This window comes from Lentzea sp. NPDC102401, from assembly GCF_044765805.1.
Classification (GTDB): Bacteria; Actinomycetota; Actinomycetes; order Mycobacteriales; family Pseudonocardiaceae; genus Lentzea; species Lentzea sokolovensis.
In genome coordinates, this window is record NZ_JBIWKS010000002.1 from 573,179 (window position 1) to 593,230 (window position 20,052).

Annotated in this window: 19 protein-coding genes; 9 read left to right on the plus strand and 10 right to left on the minus strand. The window is 69.2% G+C overall.

Annotation, left to right across the window (positions count from 1 at the left end; all coding sequences use genetic code 11):
- The first annotated feature begins 4 nt into the window (after nt 1–4).
- The 4 genes from ACIRG5_RS08070 (at nt 5) to ACIRG5_RS08085 (ending at nt 4,002) form a co-directional block, all read left to right on the plus strand.
- Nucleotides 5–652 (plus strand): NeuD/PglB/VioB family sugar acetyltransferase, encoded by a 648-nt coding sequence (locus ACIRG5_RS08070; protein WP_402901942.1) that lies wholly within the window; start codon nt 5–7, stop codon nt 650–652.
- Complete coding sequence (locus ACIRG5_RS08075; protein WP_402901945.1) at nt 649–1,731, plus strand: DegT/DnrJ/EryC1/StrS family aminotransferase; 1,083 nt, start codon at nt 649–651, stop codon at nt 1,729–1,731. Before ACIRG5_RS08070 ends, ACIRG5_RS08075 begins: the two co-directional genes overlap by 4 nt.
- Entirely contained in the window at nt 1,728–2,288 is a 561-nt protein-coding gene (locus ACIRG5_RS08080; RefSeq protein WP_319973335.1) for an acyltransferase, read from the plus strand. Before ACIRG5_RS08075 ends, ACIRG5_RS08080 begins: the two co-directional genes overlap by 4 nt.
- A gap of 106 nt (nt 2,289–2,394) precedes the next feature.
- Nucleotides 2,395–4,002: a hypothetical protein gene (locus ACIRG5_RS08085; RefSeq protein WP_402901948.1), complete on the plus strand. Its 1,608-nt coding sequence runs from the start codon at nt 2,395–2,397 to the stop codon at nt 4,000–4,002.
- A 1-nt stretch (nt 4,003) separates the two neighbouring features.
- Here ACIRG5_RS08085 and ACIRG5_RS08090 read toward each other — a convergent pair whose 3' ends face one another.
- Together ACIRG5_RS08090 and ACIRG5_RS08095 are read right to left on the minus strand one after the other, a co-directional pair.
- The gene (locus ACIRG5_RS08090) at nt 4,004–4,747 is read right to left on the minus strand and encodes a maleylpyruvate isomerase family mycothiol-dependent enzyme (RefSeq protein ID WP_402901950.1); all 744 of its coding nucleotides are present in this window, start codon (nt 4,745–4,747) and stop codon (nt 4,004–4,006) included.
- A gap of 12 nt (nt 4,748–4,759) precedes the next feature.
- Entirely contained in the window at nt 4,760–5,629 is an 870-nt protein-coding gene (locus ACIRG5_RS08095; RefSeq protein WP_402901953.1) for a helix-turn-helix domain-containing protein, read from the minus strand.
- Nucleotides 5,630–5,760: 131 nt separating this feature from the next.
- Between ACIRG5_RS08095 and ACIRG5_RS08100 the strand changes: the two genes are divergently transcribed.
- Nucleotides 5,761–6,711 carry an NADP-dependent oxidoreductase gene (locus tag ACIRG5_RS08100; RefSeq protein ID WP_402901956.1) on the plus strand — a complete coding sequence of 317 codons (951 nt, stop codon included), beginning with the start codon at nt 5,761–5,763 and terminating at the stop codon, nt 6,709–6,711.
- A gap of 63 nt (nt 6,712–6,774) precedes the next feature.
- On the opposite strand, the gene ACIRG5_RS08105 is transcribed toward ACIRG5_RS08100, so the two are convergent.
- Nucleotides 6,775–7,956, minus strand: coding sequence for a DUF222 domain-containing protein (locus ACIRG5_RS08105; RefSeq protein ID WP_402901959.1), 1,182 nt, complete (start codon nt 7,954–7,956; stop codon nt 6,775–6,777).
- A 178-nt stretch (nt 7,957–8,134) separates the two neighbouring features.
- Between ACIRG5_RS08105 and ACIRG5_RS08110 the strand changes: the two genes are divergently transcribed.
- Both ACIRG5_RS08110 and ACIRG5_RS08115 read left to right on the plus strand, forming a co-directional pair.
- A complete protein-coding gene (locus ACIRG5_RS08110) occupies nt 8,135–8,986 on the plus strand; it encodes a helix-turn-helix domain-containing protein (RefSeq protein WP_402901962.1) in 852 nt (283 codons plus the stop codon).
- A complete protein-coding gene (locus ACIRG5_RS08115; RefSeq protein ID WP_402901965.1) occupies nt 8,961–9,137 on the plus strand; it encodes a DUF397 domain-containing protein in 177 nt (58 codons plus the stop codon). The genes ACIRG5_RS08110 and ACIRG5_RS08115 overlap by 26 nt, the downstream gene beginning before the upstream one ends.
- Here the strand turns inward: ACIRG5_RS08115 and ACIRG5_RS08120 are convergent.
- Nucleotides 9,121–10,449, minus strand: a complete 1,329-nt coding sequence (locus ACIRG5_RS08120; protein WP_402901967.1) for an O-antigen ligase family protein — start codon at nt 10,447–10,449, stop codon at nt 9,121–9,123. The genes ACIRG5_RS08115 and ACIRG5_RS08120 overlap by 17 nt on opposite strands.
- Complete coding sequence (locus tag ACIRG5_RS08125; protein ID WP_402901970.1) at nt 10,428–11,276, minus strand: hypothetical protein; 849 nt, start codon at nt 11,274–11,276, stop codon at nt 10,428–10,430. Before ACIRG5_RS08125 ends, ACIRG5_RS08120 begins: the two co-directional genes overlap by 22 nt.
- A 137-nt stretch (nt 11,277–11,413) precedes the next feature.
- Between ACIRG5_RS08125 and ACIRG5_RS08130 the strand changes: the two genes are divergently transcribed.
- Nucleotides 11,414–12,379, plus strand: a complete 966-nt coding sequence (locus tag ACIRG5_RS08130) for a TolB family protein (protein ID WP_402901973.1) — start codon at nt 11,414–11,416, stop codon at nt 12,377–12,379.
- Here ACIRG5_RS08130 and ACIRG5_RS08135 read toward each other — a convergent pair.
- Genes ACIRG5_RS08135 through ACIRG5_RS08145 form a run of 3 tightly spaced genes read right to left on the minus strand, consistent with a single transcriptional unit; the run spans nt 12,372 to nt 16,026 of the window.
- Nucleotides 12,372–13,565 carry a glycosyltransferase family 1 protein gene (locus ACIRG5_RS08135; protein WP_402901976.1) on the minus strand — a complete coding sequence of 398 codons (1,194 nt, stop codon included), beginning with the start codon at nt 13,563–13,565 and terminating at the stop codon, nt 12,372–12,374. The genes ACIRG5_RS08130 and ACIRG5_RS08135 overlap by 8 nt on opposite strands.
- Complete coding sequence (locus ACIRG5_RS08140) at nt 13,562–15,004, minus strand: lipopolysaccharide biosynthesis protein (RefSeq protein ID WP_402901979.1); 1,443 nt, start codon at nt 15,002–15,004, stop codon at nt 13,562–13,564. Before ACIRG5_RS08140 ends, ACIRG5_RS08135 begins: the two co-directional genes overlap by 4 nt.
- On the minus strand, nt 15,001–16,026 hold the full coding sequence (locus ACIRG5_RS08145) for a glycosyltransferase (protein ID WP_402901982.1): 1,026 nt from the start codon (nt 16,024–16,026) through the stop codon (nt 15,001–15,003). The genes ACIRG5_RS08140 and ACIRG5_RS08145 overlap by 4 nt, the downstream gene beginning before the upstream one ends.
- Before the next feature lie 109 nt (nt 16,027–16,135).
- Between ACIRG5_RS08145 and ACIRG5_RS08150 the strand changes: the two genes are divergently transcribed.
- A complete protein-coding gene (locus tag ACIRG5_RS08150; protein WP_402901985.1) occupies nt 16,136–16,981 on the plus strand; it encodes a glycosyltransferase in 846 nt (281 codons plus the stop codon).
- On the opposite strand, the gene ACIRG5_RS08155 is transcribed toward ACIRG5_RS08150, so the two are convergent.
- Both ACIRG5_RS08155 and asnB read right to left on the minus strand, forming a co-directional pair.
- A complete protein-coding gene (locus tag ACIRG5_RS08155) occupies nt 16,953–18,179 on the minus strand; it encodes an MFS transporter (RefSeq protein WP_402901987.1) in 1,227 nt (408 codons plus the stop codon). The two genes, ACIRG5_RS08150 and ACIRG5_RS08155, sit on opposite strands and share 29 nt — an antisense overlap.
- Before the next feature lie 47 nt (nt 18,180–18,226).
- The gene (gene asnB, locus ACIRG5_RS08160) at nt 18,227–20,050 is read right to left on the minus strand and encodes an asparagine synthase (glutamine-hydrolyzing) (RefSeq protein ID WP_402901990.1); all 1,824 of its coding nucleotides are present in this window, start codon (nt 20,048–20,050) and stop codon (nt 18,227–18,229) included.
- Between the last annotated feature and the right edge of the window lie 2 nt (nt 20,051–20,052).

The following is a 20,052-nucleotide window of genomic DNA, read 5'->3' on the forward strand; positions in this document are numbered from 1 at the left end:
GCCTGTGACTGCTCGGCCACTGCTGTTCCTCGGGGCAGGTGGACTGGCTCGCGAGACTCTCGCGGCGGTCCGCCTCCTCCCGGAGACGTGGGACCCGATCGGGGCTCTCGACGACTCCACCGCCCTGCACGGCACCCTGATGGACGGGGTGCCCGTGCTGGGCGGGCTCGACACCCTGGCCGATCATCCGGACGCGGCCGTCGTGCTCTGCATCGCGAGTGCGCGGCGGTCGCTGGTCCGGCTGGACGTGGCCAGGAGGCTCGATCTGCCGGACGAGCGGTGGGCGACCATCGTGCATCCGGCGGCTGTGACCTCAGGTGCTTTTGCAGGCGCCGGAACGATTCTGCTCGCGGGTGTCGTCATCACGACCCCGCTGTCGATCGGCAAGCACGTGGTGGCCATGCCCCAGGTGCTGATCACCCACGACGACGAGGTCTCGGACGGCGTCACGTTCGCCGGCCGCGCGTCGCTCGCGGGTTCTGTGCACGTCGGGGAGGCCGCGTACCTGGGACAGGGAGCCCTGGTGCGCGAGGGCGTGAAGATCGGCGCCGGTGCCGTCATCGGCATGGGAGCCGTTGTCCTGCGGGACGTTCCCGCGGGAGAGACGTGGGCCGGCGTGCCGGCCCGCCCGTTGCGTGGGGAGAGCGCGTGATCGAGATTCCACTGGTGGACCTGCGTGCCCAGCACGAGCAGGTGGCCGACGAGGTGGCCGACGGCTGGGCCGAGGTGCTCAAGACGACGGCCTTCATCAACGGCCCCCAGGTCGCCCGGTTCGAGTCGGAGTTCGCCGCCTACCAGGAAGTCGCGCACGCGATCGGTGTCGGCAACGGCACCGACGCCATCGAACTGGCGTTGCGCGCGCTGGGTGTCGGCCACGGCGACGAGGTCGTGCTGCCCGCCAACACCTTCATCGCCACCGCCGAGGCCGTCGCCCGTGCCGGCGCGACTCCGGTGCTCGTCGACTGCGTGGACGACACGCTGCTGATCGACGTCGACCAGGTGTCCTCAGTGGTCACTTCACGCACCAAAGCCGTTGTGCCGGTTCACCTCTACGGCCAGGCCGCGCCGGTCGAACTGCTGCCGCTCGGCCTGCCGGTCGTCGAGGACGCCGCCCAGGCCCAGGGAGCACGCCGCAACGGCGTCGCCGTCGGTGGCCTCGGTGTCGCCGCCGCGACCTCGTTCTACCCCGGCAAGAACCTCGGCGCGTACGGCGACGGCGGCGCGGTGCTGACGACGTCCGACGCGATCGCCGAGTCGGTGAAGCTGCTGCGCGAGCACGGTTCGCCGCGCAAGTACGAGCACCCGGTGCTCGGCTTCAACAGCCGCCTCGACACGCTGCAGGCCGTGGTGCTGTCCGCGAAGCTGCGCCGCCTGGAGGGCTGGAACCAGGCCCGCCGCGCCGCCGCCCAGCGCTACACCGAGCTGCTCGCCGACGTCGAACGGGTGCGCGTGCCGGTCGTGCTGGACGGCAACCTGCCCGTCTGGCACCTCTACGTCGTCCGCGTGCCGGACCGCGACCGCGTGCTCTCCGCCCTGCACGCCGCGGGAATCGGCGCCGGCATCCACTACCCGACGCCGCTGCACAGGACGGGCGCGTTCGCGCACCTCGACGGCTCGTTCCCGGTGGCGGAGACCTCGGCCGCGGAACTGCTGTCGCTGCCGCTGTTCCCGGAGATCACCGAGGCCCAGCAGACCCGCGTGGCCGACGCACTGAAGGAGGCGCTGCGATGACCGGCGTTCGCGTGCACCCCAAGGGTTTGTGCGAGTCCGAGGACGTGGGCGACGGCACGCGCGTGTGGGCCTTCGCGCACGTGCTGCCAGGCGCGCGCATCGGCCGTGACTGCAACATCTGCGACGGCGCGTTCGTCGAGTCACGCGCGGTGCTGGGCAACAACGTGACGGTGAAGAACGGCACGTTGGTCTTCGACGGCGTCACGTGCGAGGACGACGTGTTCCTCGGCCCGAACGTGCTCTTCACCAACGACCTCCGCCCGCGCGCCCACGTCAAGAAGACGGGCGACGCGCTGGAGACCACCCTGGTGCGGCGCGGCGCGACTCTCGGCGCCGGTGCGATCGTCGTGTGCGGCACGGAGATCGGCGAGCATGCGTTCGCCGCGGCCGGTGCGGTCATCACGAAGTCGGTGCCCGCGCACGCGTTCGTCGCGGGCAACCCGGCGGTCGTGAAGGGCTGGGTCTGCGCCTGCGGCGTGCGCCTCTCAGACGATCTGTCGTGTCCGGAGTGCGGCATCCGGCACGAGGAGACCCCGGACGGCCTGAAAGCCGTCTGACGGTCTTTCCGGCCATGCGGGCCGACGCCTCGACCGAGGTGTCGGCCCGCGTCGTTTCGGGTACAGTCCGAGCCATGATCAAGCGAATCGAGTTCTTCTCCGCCCTGTGAGCGGCGGATGGCCGGACCTCCTCGACGTGGGGTTCGAGGAACGCCGGCAGGCGTTGACCGCACTCCTGCGGGATCCGGCTCTGTCAGCCGAAGATCTGCACGACAGGTGCACGCAGCTCGCATTCTACGACTATGACGTGAGAGCTGTACTGCGCGACCTGGACCCGCCAACACGGCTGTTGTCCGCGGCCAGACAGTTGATCACCAGCACCGACCAGCGGGCGGTCCTGCTCGGGCTCGCCCTGCTGACTGGCCGTGCCGCTCAGGACGACGTCCCCGCGATCAGGACGCTCGGGCTGCGGCAGTTCGCCGCCCCACAGGCCGTGCGCGTGCTGCTGGCGATTCCTGGTGCGGAGCCCGACGCCATCTGTGTTGCCGGCCAGGTACCCGGTGTCCGCGGTGAGGTGGGCGATGCCTTGCGCGGGCACCCGGACCCGGCTGTCTGCGGCTGGGCGTGCCGGAACTCGTCGGGGTATATGCAGCACGTGCGCGAGAGGGCGGGCAAACACGAACTGCGTGTGCTGCTCGACCGAGCGCACGTGGACGACGAGCTGTGGGACCGCATGGGGAAGCGTTTGCACCGCATGTGCACCAACGATCTGTCGTCCGAGTTCGGCTACTACCCGCACGACACGACAGCCTTGAGACGCTGGGTGTCACTCGCCTCGACCCGACCGGCCACAGTGGACCGTGCCGTGCTGCTCTGCTCCGTGGCGGAGGAGTTGGTGTCCGGGTACGCGGCCGTGGTGGTGGGCGACCTGCGCAACGGTCTGCTGAGCGAGATCAGGAGGGTGCTGTCCCGTTGGAGAGGCGTGTTGGCACGCGAAGCGGCGAGTGACGGCCGTGCGGCCTGGGTGCTGCGCGAACGCCGGGGGCTGCGTGTGCCGTCGAGACGGTTCGCGGTGCGGATCGTGACGCACGCGCCCGAACCCACCGGCGGTGTGGAGGCCAGGATCCTCCTCGACCACATGCCGATCTACGCGACCTTGTTCGAGGGCGGACTCTCCGGGCCGCCGGAACGGGTGGTCGACGGCGGCCGGCTCCTGGCCTCCGACGAGCCCCGGGAGGTGCTCCTCGACGACTACGACGGCACCAACCTGTACGTCACGATCGTGCGCGAGGGCGCGGAGGTCGTGTGGAAGGACTGGCGCTGGAACATGCACAGCGACCGGCTGCCGGGCGAGTTCCGGTTCGACGCAGGGCAGTACGACCGCGAGCTGGCGTTCACGGAGTCGGACCGCAGCTGGGAATGGCCCGCGCGCACGGTGGCCCGGCTAGTCGAGCAACGGTTGCGGGCGGATCCGGCGATCCTGGGCCGCTGGGACTGCGGACCCGGCTACTGCGGCAGCGCGCGAGACGTCCACGACGCCGCTGTGCTGGACTTCAGGCATCCCGCTGACGCGCCGTGGGACGCCGTGTCGGTGACGTTCCGGCTGGGCATCGACGTCGGTGACCGAGTTCCGGAACTGGTCGCCGACGAGGTCATCGCACGGTTGCGCGCCACCGATCCGAAGGACTGGGTCGGGATGGTGGGGGCCGACAGCGTGGCCTCGGCCGAGCGGCTGGGCCTTGTGCACCGCCGGTCGGCCGTCACGTTCTACTGACTCAGGCGGGCTCCCAGGCCACGAGCCGGCCGAAGGTGCGCTGGTCGCCCTCGACCTTCAGGTCGTCCGCGGTCTTGCGGCCGTAGAAGGAGAGCACGAGGTCGCTCGCCGTGCCGCTGAACGTGGTGTCGGCCGTGCCGGGGACGTCACCCAGTCGGGCGCCGTCGGCGTCGAGCGTCACGCGCCAGGAGCGGCCCTCGGAGGCGTGGTAGTCGACGAGCACGGGCTCGTGCGGCCACGGTGACTTCGTTGCGACGCAGGTCGTCTGGAACTCCTCCACGCCGTCGAGCGCGACCTCGGCCGGCAGCGGCTGGGGCGCGCCGATGGTGAGCTGGGCGTCGTAGGTGTGGACCGCGATCTCCTGGAGCTGGTGGCGGGCGGCGGTGCCGGTGGTCCGCGGCGACTGGAAGTCGCTCCACCACGCCCAGCAGGCGCGGTCGGGGCCGGACTCCTTCAGCGCGTCGATCAGCAGCCGCGACGACTCGGTCATCCATGCCACCAGGTCCTCGCGCGGCGCCTCGACCGGCGTGCGGACCGGGGGAGCATCGGCAGGGCCCGCGGCGACGATCTCCGCCCACTTGCGACGGCCGTCGCCCAGGTGCTGGACCAGGTCGTACAGCGTCCAGCCGGGGCACGACGGCACCGGTGCGTCCAGATCGGGGGCGGCGGCGACGGCGGTGGTGAAGGCGGCGGTCCGCTCCTCGATCAGTCGCAGAAGGTCGGAGAACGCCAGGTTGTTGTGCACGCGCGCTGTCTATCACCGTGCCGGGGTGGCCGCCCACTCATTTTGTGCGGAGAGCAGGTGTGCCAGGCGGCGAAGCCGTTCGTCGTCCTGGCTGCCCGGCTCGACGGTGTACACGATGAGCACGGGCCCCGGCGCTCCCGGCATCGGGTAGGCGTCCCAGTCCAGGTTCAGCTCCCCGACCAGCGGGTGATCGACGCGCATCCGGCCGCGGGTCGTGTCCTCGACGTCGTGACGCGCCCACAGCGTCGCGAACTCGCCGCTGCGCGCCTTCAGCTCGTCGACCAGCTCCGTCGCACGCGGGTGCCCCGGCTCGGCGGAGACCTGGGCCCGCAGCATCCCGGTCAGTTCGGCGACCGTGGCCGCCCGGTCCGGGCATGCCTGGTCTGCCTCCGGGTGCAGCAACAGCGCCAGCAGGTTCCGTTCCGCCGCAGGCACCTCGGTGAACGCGCCCAGCAGGCCCCCGGCCAGCGGATTCCAGGCCAGCACGTCCAGGAAGCGCCCCACGACCAGCGCGGGCGAGGTCGTTCCGCGTAGCAGCCTCAGCGTGGTCGGCGGCACCTCCTCCGGCTGGTACCGGCGGCCGGCCCGCGCGGGGGTGCGCGCGGCGGCCGCGAGGCTGTGCAGGTGCCGGGACTCCTCGGCGGTGAAGTTCAGTGCCCCGGCGATGGCGTCGAGCACCTGGTCGGACGGCCGCACGTCACGGCCCTGCTCCATGCGCTGGTAGTAGTCCGGGCTCACCCCGGCCAGCAGGGCCAGTTCCTCCCGGCGCAGCCCCGCGACGCGCCGCCGCGGCCCCGGCTCCAGGCCGACGTCCTGCGGCCGCACCCTGGTGCGCCGGGTCCGCAGGAACTCGGCCAGCTCACGGCGGGGATCGTCGGTCATCGGGCCAGTATGCCCGCGGCGCGAGCGACGAAGGTGGGTCTGGCAGACCCAGGACGAAGCGAACGACCGTGATCACGCGAGGGGAGCCCAGGATCGGTGCCACACCAGCCGATCACAGGAGGAAACACGACATGAAGGCCGCACAGATCACGAGCTTCGGAGCACCGGACGTCCTGCGGGTCGTCGAGATCGACCGGCCCGCTCCCGGTGCCGGCGAGGTCCTGGTGCGGGTCGAGGCCGCCAGCGTGAACGGGCACGACACGATCGTGCGCGCCGGTGGGCTGAAGATGGTGTCGGGCCGCACTTTCCCGATCGGCGTCGGCCTGGACTTCACCGGCGTCGTCGTCACGACCGGCTCCGGCGTCGAGGACTACCGCGCCGGGGACCGGGTGTGGGGCATGGTGCACCCCCGCGAACGCCACACCGTCGCGGGAGCGGCCGAGTTCGTCGTGGTCACCGCCGACCGCATCAGTCCGGCTCCGGCGGGTGTGTCGGCGGTCGAGGCGGCGTCCCTGGTCGTCGCGGGCAGCACGGCGCTGATCGCGTTGCGCGACAGCGTGGAACTGGCCGAAGGCGAGCGGGTCCTGATCCGGGGTGCGGCCGGTGGCGTGGGCACCGCGGCCGTGCAACTGGCCCACGCGATGGGCGGCCACGTCACCGCACTGGCCCGCGACCGCCACGCCGGGGCCCTCAGCGCTCTGGGCGCCGACGTCGTCCTCGACCACAGCACCACCACCCCGGACCAGATCGGACCGTTCGACGTCATCGTCGACACGGTCGGCTCCGAGTTGGCGCGCTATCGCCGCAGGCTGACCAAGGGCGGCCGGATGGTCACCATCGCGCTCTCCGGTCCCGCCCTGGCCGCGATCGCGGTGTCGAGCGTCCACGGCTCCCGGCGCATCCGCACGTTCAGCGCCAACCCCGGTTACGCGGTGCTGGACGACCTGGCCGACCACGTCACCTCTGGCGCACTCCGCCCGGTGGTGCACAGCGTGTATCCGCTGACCGACATCGCGGTCGCGCACGAGGCCTTCGAACGCGGCGGCGTACTGGGCAAGCACGTCATCTCGGTTTCCAGCTGAGGTGGGCTGTGGGCGGCGGGGTCGGTCGGGCGGCACAGCTCGGCTGGGCGGGCTGGGTGTGGGTCAGGCGACCGCGTGGATCTGGTTGTGGCGTGGTGTGCGGTGAGGGTCTATGTAGGCCGGTGGTCGGTAGGTCGGTATGCCGCCGGCCATGTGGAGTTGCCAGTCGGAGTGGTGAACCAGGTCGTGGTGGCGGCGGCAGAGCAGGGTCAGGTTGGCGAGGTTGGTTTCGCCGCCGTTCGACCAGTGCTGGACGTGGTGGGCTTCGCAGTGACTCGGCGGGCGGTCGCAGCCCGGGAAGGTGCAGCCTCTGTCCCTGGCCACGAGGACTCGGCGCAGGCCCGCGTTGATGGTCCTGGTCTTGCGGCCCACGTCGTGGACCTGGGAGCGGGTGCCCAGCACCATGGGGATGACGGCCGCGTCGCAGGCGATCTTGCGGACCTGGTGCATCGGGATCTGCTCGCCGTTGTCCAGGCGGGCGGCGCCGATGCCGGCTCGGAGCTTGTCGTAGTCGACGGTGACGGTCAGCTGGACGCGTTCGCCGCCGGCGATGTGGTGGTGGCTTGCGCGCATCGCCAGGTCGATCACCTCGCAGAACGCGTCGCCTTCTCGCTCCGGTGCGAAGCGGAGATCGGTCGGCGCGGGCTTGGCCAGCGGGGTGATCAGTGCGTCCAGCTTCGCGCCGGTCTCGGCGTCCACGTCGGCGAAGAGGTGGTAGCGGCCGCTCTTCCACTGACGGCGCACCACGTTGCGCGGCTGCGCCGGCTCGGGATCCTTCGGTTCTGGGCCGTCCTGATCCAGGCGGTAGGCGAGTTCCCTGCAGAACGCCTTGGCCGATCGGGGTTCGTGCTGCTGGGCGTAGCCGACGAGGTGGACCTCGGCGATGGCGGGCAGGCCTGCCATCGCCTCCGCCACCACGTCGACGTGGTCCTCGGACAGATCTCCGGTGGCCATCGCCGCCGCCGCCAGCGGAAGCAACGGCTCCACCTTCGCCCCGCTCGGGGTGACGGTGGGGCACAAAGCCTTGGCCTGGGCGAGTTTGCGGCGAGAGAGCCTGGGGTCCCAGCGCAGCGAGTGCTTGAAGAGCTCGATCAGATCCTTGTAGCCCAACGACTCCGCCGCACCCTGCTGATCCAGCGCGCCGACGATCTCCAGCACCTGGAACTGCAGCTGGTGCAGCGCGCGAACCTTCCGCTTGAGCTCGTCGAGGAGCTCCAGCGGGGAGGCGAGACCGAGGGCTGACATGTGTCCATCGTGGCATGAACATGTGTTCGAATTCCATTCCACGATCAGGTGAAAGAGCAGGTCAGGCCCTATGGCGCTATTTGCGTGCCGTATCCCTCTGAATGCGTGACGCATCTGCTCCGTTTTCACCCGAACGAGCCGTTCTTTGGAGTTACTTCAACGGTTACGGTCCAAGAGCATGACTGCGATCTTCTCCACCGCGTACAGCCGGGATCTGGGCGACGAGCTGCGCAGGTTGCGCGAGGACAACACCAGCTTCGGAGGCCGGTCCATGGCCGTCCAGCTCGGCTGGGACCCGAGCAAGGTGTCCAACATCGAGACCGGCAAGGCCCGCCCCACCGAGGTCGATCTCGCCCAATACCTGGCGACGTGCGGGAAGGGCATCGAGTTCCTGCAGGACTTCACCAACCGGTACCGCCATGCCTTCGATCTGTACTTCGTTCAGGCGCCGACCAACCTGCGCACGCTCGCCATGGTCGAGGCCATGGCGAAGAAGATCTTCGTCTACGAGATCTTGTCGATCCCAGGTCTTCTGCAGACGGAATCCTTCATGCGCGCGTTGTTCACGGAGGCAGGTTTCGAGTCGCCGGAGGAAATCGAGAGGGGTGTCGAACGCCGCATGGCGCGGCAGAACATCTGGCAGCGGCCTTACCGCCCTGAATGCGTGTTCTACGTGCACGAACTTGCGCTCCAGATGCGGGTCGGGGACGCCAAGGTCATGGAAGACCAGTACCTGCGCCTTCTCTTCAACGCGCACATCCTCCGAGTTGTACCGGCCAACATCAGGGGCCTCGCGTTTCGCTCGAAGTGCACGTTGTTCGAGTTCGCCAAGGCGTCGCCCCTGGCCTACACGGAGACCGATCTGGCCAAGGTGTTCGCCCAGGACGAGGCAGCCGTCACGTGGAGCAGGTCGCTCTTTGAGCGGCTGGATGCGGTCGCGTTGAATGAGGAACAATCGAAGAACAAGCTGGCGGAGTACGTCAGCGGACTTCGAGAGGACTTTCATGACCCGCGAACGGACCTGGCGTAAGAGCTCCTACAGCGCCGAGACGACCGACAGCGACTGCGTGGAGGTCTCCCTGTCCCAAGACGCCCTCGTGCGGGACTCGAAGAACGCGAGCGGCGACGTCCTCGCGTTCTCCGCCCCTGCCTGGCAGAGCCTGCTCAGCTGGCTGGGCTGACCTCGGCCGCCCTACGTTCGGCGGCCTCCTGTCTGGCTATGCGCAGCAACGCGCCGGAGACGCCGATCAGCATGAACGTCATGCCGGTGGCGACGCTGAACGCGAGCTCGTCGAACGTGGCGGCGCCCAGCGCGGACGTCAGCATCGCGGCCACGAGGCACATGGCGATCCCGCGCACGCCCTCGTCGCGGGACAGCGCGCGGGCCCGCAGCGCCGCGAAGATGCCGGCGAGGAACAGCAGCGCGAAAGCGATCAGGCCCAGGTAGCCGTTCTCGATCATCGTCAGCAGGTACTGGTTGTCGAGGATCGTGTACTTCGACGGCAGGAACGTGCCGAAACCGCGGCCCAGCCACGGGTGTTTGGCGATCTCCAGCCACGCGCCGTCGTAGTCCTTGGTGCGGCCCTGGAACGACGGGTCGTCCTCGATGTTGGAGAACATCGAGGTGACCGTCCCGAACAGACCCGGCACGACGACGGAGGCGCCGCCCAGGAACACCGCGCCGACGCCGAGCAGCGGCAGGCCTCGTTCGCGGGGGAGCAGGATCGCCATCACGATGCCCGTCACGACGAGGCCGATGATGGCCGTGCGGGACAGCGACAGGATCGCCATCAGCGCGAGCAGCGACAGCGCCATCCACCAGCGGCCGACGGGTTCACCCTTGTCCTTCGCCTGGAACACGAAGTGCGCGGCGAACGGCACGCCCAGCACGCAGACCAGGCCGAACTCGATCGGGTGGTTCACGGTGCCGGCCGGGCGGAAGAAGATCGACCTGGACTCCAGCGCCGAGTAGCCGTTGTCCTGCACGCGCAGGCCCGGCAGCGTGATGTACGAGGCCAGGTCGAGGCCCAGGCCGAACTGGAACAGGCCGACGAACGCGCTGACCGTCAGACACGCCACCATCACCCGCAGGGCGCGGCTCAGGCGCTCACCGCTGCGGACCGCGTCGACGACGAACACCGCGAGCGCCGCCATCGACACGACCCTGATCAACGCCGAGTCCGACACCGACAGCTCGTCGATCGGCAGGTAGCGCCGCGTCGCGAGGGCGTACGTCATCAGGTGCAGCATCACGTAGATCGCGAGGACCGTGCGGACGGCGTTGCGGCCCTTGGCCATGCCCAGGTGGTCGACGAGGTGCGCCGCGAACCACACCACGGCCAGGCACATCGCCACGAACAACGCCGGCGGCAGCGTGATCGGGACGAACGCGATGGTGAACCGGGCGGGGACGACGAGCAGCGCCACCATGTAGAAGATGAGCAGAGTGGCGCCGTCGGCTCGCTGGGCGGTCAGTCGTCTTTCGTCGGCCATGCTGGGTCTGGCTTGGGTGCGGCGATGATGACGGTCTTCTGGTGCGCGTTCGGCACGCCCTGGGGCATCGGCCGCTGAGGTGCGCCGCCGTTGCCGTTGTGCTGCGGACCAGGCCGGACCGGCGGAACGGGCTGCGGCGTCGTCTCCTTTTCGGACGGTGCGGGGTCCTTGCCGTCCTTCGCCTCTTTGTCCTTGCGGCGCTTGGCCTTGAGCATGATCGAGTCGGCGGCGAACGTCGAGGCGAGCGTCAACAGCAGCAACACGACGGTGGCCGCGCCGACGTACCGGACCTTGCCGCCGATCTTGGCCGAGGCCGTCGTCGGCTTCACCAGGATCTGCGCGGTGATGAACGTCTGTTCGGGCGCGTTCAACGCCTTCTGCTGCGCCGCGAGCTCGGCGACGGTCTTCTCGAGCACCTTGCCGACGAGGCCTTCCGCCGACTCGGCCGAGTCCGACTCGGTCGTGATGAACAGCAGCGGGCCGCCGACCGGGCCGGTGTTCGCGGTGTAGACGGACGTCGAGCCCTTGCCCGCCAACTCCTCCGCCGTCATCGGGTCGCCGAGGACCTGCGTGAGGATCTGCGCGGTGGTCGTGAGGCTGCCGTCGAACTGCAGCAGCGGGTTGACCCTGACGACGTCCTCGGGCTTGGTCTTCTCCGAGTACCGGCCGCCGGCCGCGGGGGAGGTGAGCACCAGCACGCCGCTCGACTCGTACCGGGTGGGCACGGAGATGTAGACGAACAGCGCGAGGATGCCCGTGAGCAGCACTGCGGGGAGGGCGATGTACCACCGCCGCCGCAGCACTCGTACGGTTCCCCAGAAGTCCATCAAAATCCCCGATCCGCGGCTCGGTATTGCGAACGCAATGTTCGTAGGGTATCGCCTGCTTTGAAAATCGGGGTGAGCTGCCAACTGTTACAGGCCGTAGCTGTACGGCGATGAACAGGTGGAAACCAGGAGGCAGCATGCGTGCAGGACGTCTGACCGTGACCGTCGCGGCCATTCTCGTGGTCATCGGCGGGACAACGGCTTACGTCGTCACGGCGGCCACCGACGCGAAGCAGTCGGGCGGCACCGAACAGGTGACGCAGGCCAAGGTCGGCGATCTTCTCTTCGTCGATCTCGCCGGAGGCCAGAACCGTGTCGAGAAGCTCGCCGACGGCGGCACCCGTACCCAGATGGAACTCGCCTGCCAGCGGTTTTACGCCGCCGGCGGCACCAGTGTGTGCCTCAAGCTCTCCGGTCCCGGCCCGACCTACGCGGCCGAGGTGAGCCGCGGCGGCAAGCCGATCAAGACCGTTCCGCTGCCGGGCATCCCGAGCCGTGCGAAGGTGTCGCAGTCCGGGAACGTGGTGTCCTGGACGAGTTTCGTCACCGGTGACTCGTACTCGGTTCCCGGCGGCTTCTCCACCCGGACGGGCTACTTCGACGTGCGCACCGGCGAGACCGTCGAGTCGCTCGAACACTTCGCCGCCACTGTGGAGGGTGCTCCGCTCACCGCGAGTGACGCCAACTACTGGGGTCTGACGGTGGGTTCGAACGACCTGACCTTCTACGCGACGCTCGCCAGCGGTGGTTTCACCTGGCTGGTGAAGGGCGATCTGGTGAGCAAGTCCGTGACGTCGTTGCGCCGTGACGCGGAGTGTCCGTCGCTGTCGCCGGACGGCACGAAGGTCGCGTACAAGAAGCGCATCGGCCGCCTCGGGCCGTGGGACCTCGCGGTGCTCGACCTCGCCACGAACACGGAGAAGCGGCTGCCCGGCACGGCCGGTGTCGACGACCAGGCGACGTGGCTCACCGGGACGGAGCTCGCGTTCGCCGCGGTGCCCAAGGACGCCAAGTTGCCCGCCGTTCACGTGGTTCCCGCCGACGGCTCGCAGGACGCTCGGGTGCTGATCCAGGACGCCACGTCGCCGTCCCCGGTCATGTAGCGAGTTCGCGGCGGAGCACCTTTTCCAGCTCATGTCCTGCCGCATCCCAAGAACGTCCCTCCACACTGGACGCGGCCGCACGGGCGACCGCGTCGAAGTCCGGCGATGTGACCACTTCGGACAAAGCACGCGCCAGTGAGTGCGGGGTGGGTGTCGCGTACCGGACGTGGTCGTTGTCCAGGACTACGCGGTTGAAGTGCGCGTCGTTCACCACGGGGATGCATCCGGCCGCGAGCATCTCGTGCGGCACGAGGGACACGTTGGTCATCGACAGCGACAACCCGGCGAAGCACCGGTTGTAGATGGCGTTGAGGTCGTCGGGCGTGACCAGGCCGTGGTCGTGGAACTGCGGTCCGAGCTGCCCGACCTTCTCGCCGTAGACGTGGATCTTGAGGTCCGGGTGCTTCTCGGCGAAGACCTCCAGCGCCAGCACGCCGAGTTCGAACGCCCTGCGCGGTGCCTTGCGGCGGGCGTAGAAGACGATGCCGTCGCGCCTGTCGTCGCCGAGCCTGTACCTGTCGGCGTCGCAGCCGAAGTCGAAGTGGTCGGCGGGCATGCCGTGCTCGTCGAGGAGCTTGTCGGCGAGGAACCGGCCGGCGGTGAAGCCGTGCATGCCCATCCGGTACGTGTTCTCCGCGAGCGCGTAGAGGCCGCCGGACGGGTAGAACCACGGTTCGTAGTCCTGCACGAGGTAGAACCTCTTGCCCGCGCAAGGGTCGTTGAACGCCGGGTACGCGGTGATCCACGCCGTCGCGAAGACCGCGTGCGCGTCCGCCATGCCGTCCGTCACGTCGTGGATCGAGCCCCGGAAGAACGGGAACGCCGCCCTGACACCGGGTTCGAGGTCGGCGACCGTGTTGCCGAACGTGTCGTACAGGTAGAGCCTGCACTCGTGGCCGAGCGACTCCAGGTGCCGGATGAGCCGGAACATGGTGGTGTGGCCGCCGGATCCCTTGGACGGGGGAGTGGTGACCCAGTTGATCGTGAGCCTGCCGTCCGGCGGGATCGGCGGGATCACCACGGGCTTGCGTTGCTCGACGTCGGCCTTGCGGACGTCCTCGAGACGCACCGGCAGTTCTTCGCCCTCGGCGCCGAGTCTGCGGGTCGCGGCGGTGAGCAGGCGGACGCCGAGCTGTTTCGCGCCCTGCTCGCGGACGATCTTCGTGACCTGCCTCAGTCGCCTCACGCGTCGGCCCTCTTCTTCAGCACCGCAAGGATCTCGTGTCTCATCGGGAACACCACGAGCAGGTAGGCGAGGCAGGACAGCGCGCCGCCGACGAGGATCTGCAGCACCTCGCTGTCGACCACGTTCCGGACCACGAGCACGACCGCGACCATCAGCACACCGCCGAGGAACGGCCGCAGCAGCCTGGTGCCGAGCGCGCCGGCCCGGATGCCGTAGGGCTTGAACGTGACCAGGTACGCGGGTGTGATGATCAGGACGGCGACGATCACGTGGGCCGCCGCGACGCCCCGGATGCCGTCGAGATGCGCGCCCAATGCCAGCAACGGCACCAGCGCGACGAGCCAGACCACGTGGATCACGAGGATCGCTCGCGATCGGCCGGCCGAGGCGAGGAAGTCGTAGCCGAGTTCGAGGGCGACCCTGACCGCGCCGAGCAGCACCAGCAACGCGAGCGCCGTCGCCGCGGGGGACCAGCGCTCGCCGTAGACGACGCGGATGAGCGGCTCGGCCAAGGCGGCCAGGAGCACGCACGCGGGCACCGTGACGAGCGCCAGCAGGCCCAGCGCGCGGCCGAACGCCTTCTGGAACAGGTCGGGATCCTCGCGGACCTTCGAGAAGGCGGCCAGCGACACGCTTCTGACCGGGGCGCTGAACGCCGCCACCGGCCAGCTCGCGAGGTTGAACGCCAGCAGGTAGAAGCCCAGCGGGATGGTGCCGAGCACCGCGCCGACGACGATGTAGTCGACGTTCATCACGCCGAAGATCAGCAGGCTCGATCCGGCCAGCGGCAGGCCGAACGCGAGCAGTTCCCTGGCCTGCACCCGATTCCAGCCGGGCCGGAACCTGTCCTTGGTCAGCCAGAACATGATGACCGCGGCGGAGAGGTTCTGCGCGATCCGCTGCCACGCGAGGCTCCACGCGCCGAAGCCCATGAGCGCCAGCACGACCGCGACGGCCGTGCCCGCCACGAACGCGGCGGTGTCGGCGTAGAACTTGTGGTCCTGCCGGAAGTTCCGCTGCATCATCGCGCCGGGCACCGCGGTCGCGCCCGCGATGATCAGGGCGACCGACATCAGCTGGATGACCCCGGCGGCCTCCGGCGCGTCCATCGCGTTGGAGAACCACGGCGCGCCGACCGCGCAGATCAACGCCAGCAGCGTGCCGGACGCGAGGGACAGCGTCGTGACCGTCGGCGCCATCTCCTCGATCGGCCCGTTGTGGCGGACCAGGGCGGCGCTGACGCCGAGCTCGGACACGCTCAGCACGATGTTGAGCACGACCAGGGCGACCGCGAAGACACCGAACTGCTCGGGCGCGATCAGGCGCGCGAGCAGGACGCTGATGCCGACGGCGGCGAGTCGTTGCAGGAGTGAGTTGACGGCGCTCCAGCGGATCGCCGAGGAGACCTCGCCTTCGAGCCGGCCGGTGTCCGTGCTCACCACTCGCCCCGCCACTTCCAGCGCTGCGTGCCGATCCACAGCTTCGCGCGCTTGACGGCGTGGGGTGCGAGGAACAACTGAGTACGGCTCAGGAAACGCGGGCTGAACTTCTTGCGCCGCAGCAGTGCCTTGTACTCCGGCAACTCTTCGAGCCGCGAGTAGGTCTCGCGGGCGAAGTCGAGGAGTTCCTGCTCGGTGCCGTCGAGCTGGTTCCTGTCATGGAGCCGGACCGCGCGCCACAGCGCGTCGCTCGCGATCGCCTTGTGCGCCAGCGTCTTCAGTCGCGCGGGCAGGCTCGGGTTCTGCTCCAGAACCAGGTCGAACACGTCCCGGCGCTGCTCCAGGTCGGCGAACACCGACTTGAACGTCGTGCGCATCATCGAGTTCTCGTGCACCCGGTAGTACGCGCCGGGCCTGCCGCTGACGTACCCGATGTCGGACACCGCGGCGATGCGCAGCCACATCTCCAGATCACCCGCGTGGGGGAGGTCCGAGCGGTAGCCGCCGACCTTCTGCTGGATCTTGGTGCGCACCACGACCTCCGGCGAGGAGATCACGTTGCGGCTGCTGCGGAAGCGGTTCTCGATCCAGTCGTCGCCGCGCCAGACCCTCGACGTGGCCGGAAGCTGAGCGACCCTCGGCAACGCGTCGTGGTCGCTGTAGTAGACGACGCGGCCGTAGACCATGCCCACTTCGGGGTTCTGCTCGAAGACCTCGGCGGCACGCTGGAGTGCTCCCGGCGCCAGCAGGTCGTCCGCGGACAGCAGCACCGTGTAGTCGGCGCTCGCCCAGTCCAGCAGGCCCTCGTTGTAGGTGGCGATGTGCCCCTTGTTCACTTCGTGCCGGTAGCCCTCGACGCGCTTGTCCGCGGCCATCAGCTCGGCCATCACCTCAGGCGTGTTGTCCGACGACGTGTCGTCGATCACAAGCACTCGGACGTCCACGCCAGGCTGGTCGAGGACGCTGCGGACGCAGGCCGGTAGGAAGTGGGCGTAGTTGTAACAGGGGATCACGACGTCCACTGTGGGAAGCGTTGGCACAACCTCACTATCGGTGTGGGTTCGCATTCGTTAGCCCCGCAACGTTTTGGGCCCATCAGGCGATGTAGGGATGACCGGAGTAAGGGGAGTCATGGCCGACCACGTCATCCTGACGCGCTTCAACCTGCCTTCGAAGGGTGCCGAGAGTTACGTCCGGGCAAAGGAAGGGTGGCTGACCGAACGCGTTGCGCTGTTCGAGCGCTACTGCCTGCCATCGGTGCTCGCTCAGACGGACGAACGGACGCGTTGGCTCATCTATTTCGACCCCGAATCACCGCAATGGCTCAAGGACAAAATCGCCTCACACGGTGACGCGTACACGCCCGTTTACCGTGCGGAAGTATCGCGGGAAGAACTGAGATCGGACATCCGATCGCTTTACGGTCAGGTCGGCGACGAGCTCATCACCACGAACCTCGACAACGACGACGGCCTCGCCGTCGACTTCGTGGAACGCCTCTGCGCCGCTCCCCGCCCCACCACGACCGCCGCGTACTACCTGGTCAACGGCCTGATCAAGTCTCCAGGCGGGCTGTACCACCGGGTCGACCGGCACAACGCCTTCGTCTCGGTGCGGGAGTCCTGGGACGAGCCGGTCACGTGCTGGGCGCACTGGCACAACCACATGCACCTGCACTTCCCCGTCGTGGAACTGGACGGGGCGCCGGGCTGGCTGCAGGTCGTGCACGGCGGCAACGTGTCGAACCGCACACGCGGCCGGTTGGTCTCGCCCGAGCCGTACAAGGCGTCGTTCGGGGACTCGCTGGACGACGTGGCGGCGCCGGGCTCGCTCGCCGTGGCGCAGGACCGCCTGGTGGATCAGCCGGTCCGGTTCGTGCGCGACTCGGGACGCGTGGCCGCGAAGAACGCGGCCATGAAGGTGCTCGGCAAGGGCGGCTTCGAGAAGATCAAACAGAAGCTGGCGTCTCGCGGTTGATTCCGTAGGCCGCGATCAGCGTCACGGTGAGCGCACACACCGCCACCGTGACGCTCGTCCCGAAGCTGGAGAACTGCAGCAACAGTCCGAACGCGACGGACGAAACGAGACGCCCCAGCGCCTGTCCGGTCTGCACCACGGAAAGTCCGGACGCCCGCAACGACTCCGGAGCAGACTCGCTCACCTTGGCCGACAGCACGCCGTCCGTGGCCGCGTAGAAAAGGCCGTGCAGCAGCAGAGCCGCGATCGCGACACCCCTGCCGCCCTCGGGGATGAACAGCAGCGCGTACACGCCGAGCAGCAGTCCGTGGCCGGCGAGGAACATCCGCCAGCGCCCCACCCTGTCCGACAGCTTCCCGAGCGGCGCGGCGGCGGCGAGGAACACGACCGCCGTGCCGAGCGGCAGCAGCGGCAGGAAGCCGAGCGAGATGTTCGTGGCCTTCTGCACCAGCACGTAGACGAACGCGTCCGACACCGTCGCCAGCCCGAGCATCCCGGCGGAGATGGTCGTGCGGCGGAAGTGCTTGTCGGTGAGCAGGTTGAGCCCGGCCCGGAACGACGGCCGAGGCCCCTTCGGCTTCTCCGCGGCCGGCTTCTCCCGCACGAACGAGACGAGCACGATCAGGCCGATGACCGCGAACGCCGCGGACACCGCGAAGATCGGCCCCGGCACCATCCCGATCTGCGTGAGCAGCAGGAACGTGATGAGCGGGCCCAGGAGCGCGCCGAACGTGTCCATGCTGCGGTGCACGCCGAACGCGGCACCGAGCCGATCCTCCGGCGTGGCCAGGGAGATCATCGCGTCGCGCGGGGCGGTCCGGATGCCCTTGCCGGCCCGGTCCGCCGCCATCAGGGCGCCGATGCCGAACGGGGAGGCGCCGACCAGGGGGAAGAAGACCTTGGTGAGCGCCGAGAGCCCGTAGCCGGCCGCGGCGACGGCCTTGGGCCTGCGGAACCTGTCCGAGACGCTGCCGCCGACGAGCCGCAGCAGGGCCGTCGCACCGGTGTAGACGCCGTCCAGCAGACCGAACTGCGCGTAACCCAGGTGCAGCGTGAAGAGCAGGTACACCGGCAGGAACGCGGTGATCATCTCGGCGGAGACGTCGGTCAGCAGGCTGACCGTGCCGAGCGCGAACACCGTGCCGGGCAACCGCTTGCGGAAGTCGGTCTTGGCCGGGCGGGAGGAGGCGACGTACACGGGTCACCCACCTGCCCCGGAAACGAAATCCCTGTTCATGGACCGTCCTACCAGCTGAGCGTTTGGTGCCACACCTCAAGCGACAGCAGCGTCCAGATGCGCGGCTGCTCGTTGCGGTCACCGGAGTCGTGGTCGTCGAGCAGTGAGCGCACCGCGGCTCGGTCGAAGGTCTTGCCCACGAACGACGTGGGCCCGGTCAGCAGGTCGTAGGCCATGTCGCGCAGGCCGTCGCGGAACCAGGCGTCGAGCGGCACCTTGAAGCCCGACTTCGGCCGGTCGACGATGTCGGCCGGCAGGTGCTGGCGCGCCACCTCCTTCACGACCCACTTGGTCGTGCCGCCGCGCACCTTCACGTTGCTGGGCAGCGAGAACGCCAGCTCCGCGACGCGGTGGTCGAGGAAGGGAGGTCTGAGTTCCAGCGACGCGGCCATCGACATCCGGTCGCCGCGTTCGAGGAGGTTGTCCGCGAGCCAGGTGTGCGAGTCGGCGTAGAGCATGCGCCGCAACGCGTCCCCGCGCCCGTTCTCGTACGGCGCCAGCACGGACCGGGTGGCGGGACCGCCCAGCAGCGTTGCCCGTTCGGACACGGTGAAGGGCGCGAACCAGCCGCGCATGCGTTCGGCGTAGGAGGGTTCGGAGATCGCCCGCAGGGCGACGCCCAGCCGTGCCTTCGAGGCGGGCAGGGCCTTCTCCAGGCGCTTCAGCGCGAACGACGGCGCGGCACCGGCGAGCCGGGTGGCTGTGGCGAAGCGGTACTTGGGGTAGCCGCCGAACAGCTCGTCGCTGCCCTCGCCGGACAGCACGACCTTCACGTCCCTGCGGGCGAGTTCGGCCAGGCGGAACACGGCCACGTCGGCCGGTTCGGACAGCGGCGCGTCGCGGTGCCAGGAGAGCTTGGCCCAGCTGTCGCGGAAGTCGTCGGCCGTGACGATGACGTTGTGGTGGCGGCTGCCGACGAGGCGGGCGACCTTCTCGGCGTGGTGGATCTCGTCCACGCGCGGGTCGCCGAAGCCCGCGGAGAACGTGTGCAGCTCCGCGTCACCCCGTTCCCGCGCCACCAGAGCCGTGATGAGCGACGAGTCGACGCCACCGGACAGGTAGGCGCCGACCGGCACGTCCGCGACCAGAGCGTCGCGCACGGAGGCCGTGAGCGCCTCGTCGACCAGACGGACGGCCTCTTCTGGCGTCACCTGCCTGATCTCCGACTCGCGCGGCAGCTCCCAGTACGCCTCGGTCCGCACCTCGCCCTTCGCGGTGACGACCAGGTGGTGGCCCTGCGGCACCTTGTGGACGCCTCTGACGAGCGTGTGGGGCGCTGGGACGGACCGGTGCGCCAGGTAGTCGTGCAGCGACTCGTGATCGACCTCGGCCGCGCCGATCGCCGGCAGCAGCGCCTTGATCTCGGACGCGAACGCGAACATCTTCGAGTCCGCGTAGTAGTACAGCGGCAGGATGCCGAGCCGGTCGCGGAACAGGTGCGTCTCGCCGGTGCGGGCGTCGTGGATCGCGTAGGCGAACTGGCCGCGCAGTTTGGCGACCGCCGACGGCCCGTGCTGTTCGTACAGCGCCAGCAGGACCTCGGTGTCGCCGTTCGTGCGGAACGGGTAGCTGAGGGTCTCGCGAAGCTGCCGGTAGTTCAGGATCTCGCCGTTGAACGCGATCTGCGTGGTGCCGGACGCGCCCGCCATCGGCTGCGGCGACCCGGCCAGGTCGATGATCGACAACCGGGTGTGCGCGAAGCCGATCGAGCCGTCCGAGAAGAAGCCGCTGTCGTCGGGGCCGCGGTGGTGCAGCCGCTTCGCCATCTCGGCGAGCAGCTCACGGGAGACGGGTGCGCCGTCGAACCTTCTGATGCCTGCGATGCCGCACACGT

Bases quoted from the DNA above. Each gene is read 5' to 3' on its own strand.
- ACIRG5_RS08080 (WP_319973335.1), top strand. From the start codon at position 1,728: ATGACCGGCGTTCGCGTGCACCCCAAGGGTTTGTGCGAGTCCGAGGAC.
- ACIRG5_RS08095 (WP_402901953.1), bottom strand. From the start codon at position 5,629: ATGACCGACGATCCCCGCCGTGAGCTGGCCGAGTTCCTGCGGACCCGG.
- ACIRG5_RS08100 (WP_402901956.1), top strand. From the start codon at position 5,761: ATGAAGGCCGCACAGATCACGAGCTTCGGAGCACCGGACGTCCTGCGG.
- ACIRG5_RS08105 (WP_402901959.1), bottom strand. From the start codon at position 7,956: ATGTCAGCCCTCGGTCTCGCCTCCCCGCTGGAGCTCCTCGACGAGCTC.
- ACIRG5_RS08110 (WP_402901962.1), top strand. From the start codon at position 8,135: ATGACTGCGATCTTCTCCACCGCGTACAGCCGGGATCTGGGCGACGAG.
- ACIRG5_RS08115 (WP_402901965.1), top strand. From the start codon at position 8,961: ATGACCCGCGAACGGACCTGGCGTAAGAGCTCCTACAGCGCCGAGACG.
- ACIRG5_RS08120 (WP_402901967.1), bottom strand. From the start codon at position 10,449: ATGGCCGACGAAAGACGACTGACCGCCCAGCGAGCCGACGGCGCCACT.
- ACIRG5_RS08125 (WP_402901970.1), bottom strand. From the start codon at position 11,276: ATGGACTTCTGGGGAACCGTACGAGTGCTGCGGCGGCGGTGGTACATC.
- ACIRG5_RS08130 (WP_402901973.1), top strand. From the start codon at position 11,414: ATGCGTGCAGGACGTCTGACCGTGACCGTCGCGGCCATTCTCGTGGTC.
- ACIRG5_RS08150 (WP_402901985.1), top strand. From the start codon at position 16,136: ATGGCCGACCACGTCATCCTGACGCGCTTCAACCTGCCTTCGAAGGGT.